The sequence below is a fragment of the Microbacterium sp. Soil_C_42 genome (genome assembly GCF_057656735.1).
The window spans coordinates 1-3,482 of the sequence record NZ_JBDGJU010000076.1 but is presented as its reverse complement, the minus strand read 5'-3'; the positions used below and the strand labels follow the sequence as shown (position 1 = coordinate 3,482).

Annotated in this window: 7 protein-coding genes; all 7 read left to right on the top strand. The window is 74.1% G+C overall.

Going from position 1 to position 3,482, the window contains the following annotated elements; translation table 11 throughout:
- Positions 1 to 190: hypothetical protein (locus AC3A46_RS19390; RefSeq protein WP_487666683.1), on the top strand; the 190-nt coding region annotated here is incomplete at its 5' end.
- Positions 187 to 645 (top strand): hypothetical protein, encoded by a 459-nt coding sequence (locus AC3A46_RS19385; RefSeq protein ID WP_386026619.1) that lies wholly within the window; start codon positions 187 to 189, stop codon positions 643 to 645. The genes AC3A46_RS19390 and AC3A46_RS19385, both read left to right, overlap by 4 nt.
- An 83-nt stretch (positions 646 to 728) precedes the next feature.
- Positions 729 to 1,778 carry a hypothetical protein gene (locus AC3A46_RS19380; RefSeq protein WP_487666682.1) on the top strand — a complete coding sequence of 350 codons (1,050 nt, stop codon included), beginning with the start codon at positions 729 to 731 and terminating at the stop codon, positions 1,776 to 1,778.
- A gap of 212 nt (positions 1,779 to 1,990) precedes the next feature.
- Positions 1,991 to 2,131, top strand: a complete 141-nt coding sequence (locus AC3A46_RS19375; protein ID WP_386026623.1) for a hypothetical protein — start codon at positions 1,991 to 1,993, stop codon at positions 2,129 to 2,131.
- A complete protein-coding gene (locus AC3A46_RS19370) occupies positions 2,131 to 2,265 on the top strand; it encodes a hypothetical protein (protein WP_386026625.1) in 135 nt (44 codons plus the stop codon). Before AC3A46_RS19375 ends, AC3A46_RS19370 begins: the two co-directional genes overlap by 1 nt.
- Positions 2,262 to 2,414, top strand: coding sequence for a hypothetical protein (locus tag AC3A46_RS19365; protein ID WP_371594718.1), 153 nt, complete (start codon positions 2,262 to 2,264; stop codon positions 2,412 to 2,414). Before AC3A46_RS19370 ends, AC3A46_RS19365 begins: the two co-directional genes overlap by 4 nt.
- Positions 2,415 to 2,535: 121 nt before the next feature.
- Positions 2,536 to 3,482, top strand: a 947-nt coding sequence (locus AC3A46_RS19360; protein ID WP_487666681.1) for a DUF2637 domain-containing protein, incomplete at its 3' end; no start/stop codon positions are given.

Below are 3,482 nucleotides of genomic sequence, written 5' to 3'. Positions count from 1 at the left end.
GGCGGCCCTGGCCCCGTGGCCGGTGCCGCTGGCCCCCCTCGCGATCGCCGGCGCGTTCGGCGCCGTGTGCTGGCTCTACCTCGAACGGCACGCCACCGGTTGGACGGCGCCGCTGCGGTGGGCCGCGCGGATCCCGCTCGCCACCGTCACCCTCTCCTCTCTCCTCTACGCTCCGGGAGCGCTGCTGTGACCACCACTCAGATCATCGCCACGGACGTGGTCCTGGCCGCCGGGCCCGTGCTCGGGTCGGTCGGCATCAGCGGATTGGCCTTGGCCTCCGGGTTGCTGCTGTTCCTCGGCGTGCGCGGCTCGGACCGGATGAAGCTGGACCGCGACAAGGCCGGCGGTTGGGGCATCGCGTTCGGCACGCTGGCCGTGGCGGCCGGCGAGCTGTGGGGCGACGTCGTCAAGGGCATCTCGGAGGTGCCCACGTCCGTGATCCAGGGCTCCGGCCTGGGCAACATCGGCCTCGGCGGAGTCGCCCTCGCTTTGAGCATCCTCACGTTCTTCCCGAAGTGGAAGAAGCTCGTCTGGCCCGCACTGCTGGGCATCTCGTCCGGTGTCATCTACGGGCAGGCCGGCGGTATCTGGGCGATCGGCGTGGGCCTGGTCCTCAAGCTCGCGAACATCGTGGGCGCGCTGTGAGCACCGGGGCGCAGCTCCGGGAGATCGTCCGGCCGGGGACCGCGTTCACCCTGCTGTGGTCCGGGTCGGTCGTGCTGGCCGGGATGGTCTGCCGGTGCGGCGGACGGGTGCTCGGGTGGGCCTGGGACGTGGCGAGCGTGGACGTCGAGGCGACCGAGGCCGCGCAGGCCAAGGCCGACAAGGCGGCCCGTGCGAAGGCGTCCAAGGCGAAGGCCAAGGCCCGTAAGGCGAAGGCCGACCAGGACGACGACGAGGACGACGACCAGGAGCCGGAGGACGACGCCGAGGTGACGGCGCCTCCGGTCAAGCCGCTCCGCCGCCCCGCCGGTGAGGCGCTGGGGCTGGCCGCGTTCGGCGGGCTGCTCGCCTCCGGCGCGGCCGGCACCGCCACAACCCTGCTCTGGCCGTACGTGCAGCAGCTCGGCCCGTACCAGGGCGTACTGGTCACGGCCGGTGTCCTGGGTTGGACGGTCGCGGCCTGGACGCTCGCCCCTCCCCCCACCCCCAAAAATGATCATGAAAGTGATCCCGTGGGGGAGGAGCACCAGGAGGACGTCGAGGAGGGCCAGGAGCAGGCCCCCGCCCCGGACCCCGGTACGGCCCTGCTGCTGCACGTGGTCGGGGCGCTGGCCGAGGCCGAGGCGGCCGGGCGGGTGGGGCTCCACCTGGACGTGGTGCTGGCCTCCGCCGTCGCGGCCGGGCTGCTGGCGGAGGGCACGGAGCAGGGGGAGTTCCGGACCTGGGTGGAGGGCTGCGGCCTGCCCACCGCCGACAAAGTCGGCTACCGGATCGGGGGCAAGCCGGTCACCCGGGTGGGGCTACGGATCGACGCCGCGACGGCGGCCCTGGAGATGTCCCCCGCAGCCCTGCTCGCCGCCCGCTCCCAGGCCCTCGTCCAGACCCCGGGGGAGACCCGGGCGGCGGCCGCTTCGGCCCCCGCCCCGGTGCCCACTCAGGCGGTCGGGGAGGGGTCCGCCGAGGCGGCCGCCCACACCCCCGTCGAGGCCCCCGTACCGGCCCCCGCCGGCACCCCCGTACCGGCCGTCCTGCGGCTGATTCCCGGTGGGTTGCTGGACCCCGATTCCGCCCCTTCCCCGGCCCTCTCCCAGGGGCGGGCCCAGGAAGCCCGTTAGACCGGCCTATCAGCGCCGTGACCTGCGGTTCTATCGGGCGCCTTACGGGGCCTGACAGGGGTCCTGACGCCCTTCCCTGACACCCCAGACGCCGACCCCCGAGAGGGGTCGGGAGCACCAAAACAAGACACCCCGAGGCGGCCGAACTCTTGGCAGATGGGCGGCCGCCCCGGGGCACACCATCCCGCTTTCACGGAACAGGAGTCCCCATCATGGCACTTCGCAAGACGATGCCGATGGCCCCCGGCACGAAGCCGGACCCGAAGCACGAGACGACCTACCAGGCGTCCCGCGGCGGGCACTTCCCGGCACCGGCGAAGCCGGTCCCCGGAGCGAAGAAGGGCAACGGCTGATGGCCCGCCACACGGCCCCGGCCTGCCACGGCCGCCGGATGCGCCACGACGCCAAGAACCGGCAGTACGTCTGCGCCCGCTGCGGCGGCTGGACCACCCGCCTCCTGGCCGTCGCCCTCGGGGGTGCCCGGTGAACGCGGCCGAGGCGGCCTACCAGGCCGCGCTCGCGCAGCAGACCCAGGCCCGTCAGCAGGCCGAGGCCGCGGCCCAGGCCATACGGGACGCGCAGGAGGCGGCCGCCGCGCTCGCCGCCGACATCGCGGCCCACCTGTCCGGCAACTGACCGACCGGCGTACCGGCCACGGAAGTGCACCCCACGAGGATGGGGCATCGCCACCGCGGCCCGCAGCACCATCCGGGCGGGACTCCGGTCCCGCCCGGCCCCCCTCAGCAGAAGGAGAGACATGACGACCACCATCGAGCCGGGCACCGTCCCGGCTCCGGTGACGGGCACGGTCCGGCCGGTCCCGGCACCGGCCGCCTCCGCCGGGCCGGACGCCGTTCCGGTGAGCATCGGTGCCGCTCCGGTGGCGGCGAACTCGGCTCCGCCCGCGCCCCGGCCGTGGTCGGCGAAGGCGATGCGCGGCCTGATCGTCTCCGCCGGGGTGTGCGCGGCGGTGATCGCCGCGATCGGGTTCGCCGGCTCCTACGACGCCCTGCGCGGCCTGGCCGAGCGCAAGGGATTCGGCACCTACGCGCTGGTGTTCCCGATCGGCATCGACGCCGGGATCATCGCCATGTACGCGCTCGACCTGATCCTGGTGTGGCGTCGGATGCCCAAGCCGATGCTGCGCCTCCTCGCCCACGTGCTGACCGTGGCCACCATCGTGTTCAACGCGAACGCGGGGCAGCTCCCGCCCCGCCAGGACCCGCTCGGCGCGGCCATGCACGGCGTGCTGCCCGTCCTGTTCGTGGCCGTGGTGGAAGCCGTACGGCACCTGATCATCAAGACCAACCGCCTGTCGATGGCCGCCGAGTCGGACCGGGTGCCACTGCACCGCTGGGTGCTCGCCCCGCTGGCCACCCCCGCCCTGTACCGGCGTATGAAGCTGTGGGGGATCACCTCGTACCCGCAGATGGTGGCCATGGAGCGGGACCGCACCGTCTACCGGGCGTGGCTCCAGCACAAGTACGGCCGCGGCTGGAAGAAGGCGGCCGGCGCCGAGGCGCTGCTCCCCTTCACGATGGCGCGGTTCGGCCTCAGCGTCGATGAGGCGATGGCCCTGCCGCAGGAGCAGAAGGCCGCCGAGGCGGCGCGTGAGGCGGCGCAGGCGGCCGCCCGGGCCGCAGCCGCCGAGCGGGACGAACAGCTCGCCCTGGACGAGGAGGAGCGGGCCGCCCGGGCGCGCGT

What these genes read in the sequence shown, in the direction of transcription:
- AC3A46_RS19380 (WP_487666682.1), top strand. Translation starts at nt 729, where the DNA reads ATGGTCTGCCGGTGCGGCGGACGGGTGCTCGGGTGGGCCTGGGACGTG.
- AC3A46_RS19375 (WP_386026623.1), top strand. Translation starts at nt 1,991, where the DNA reads ATGGCACTTCGCAAGACGATGCCGATGGCCCCCGGCACGAAGCCGGAC.
- AC3A46_RS19370 (WP_386026625.1), top strand. Translation starts at nt 2,131, where the DNA reads ATGGCCCGCCACACGGCCCCGGCCTGCCACGGCCGCCGGATGCGCCAC.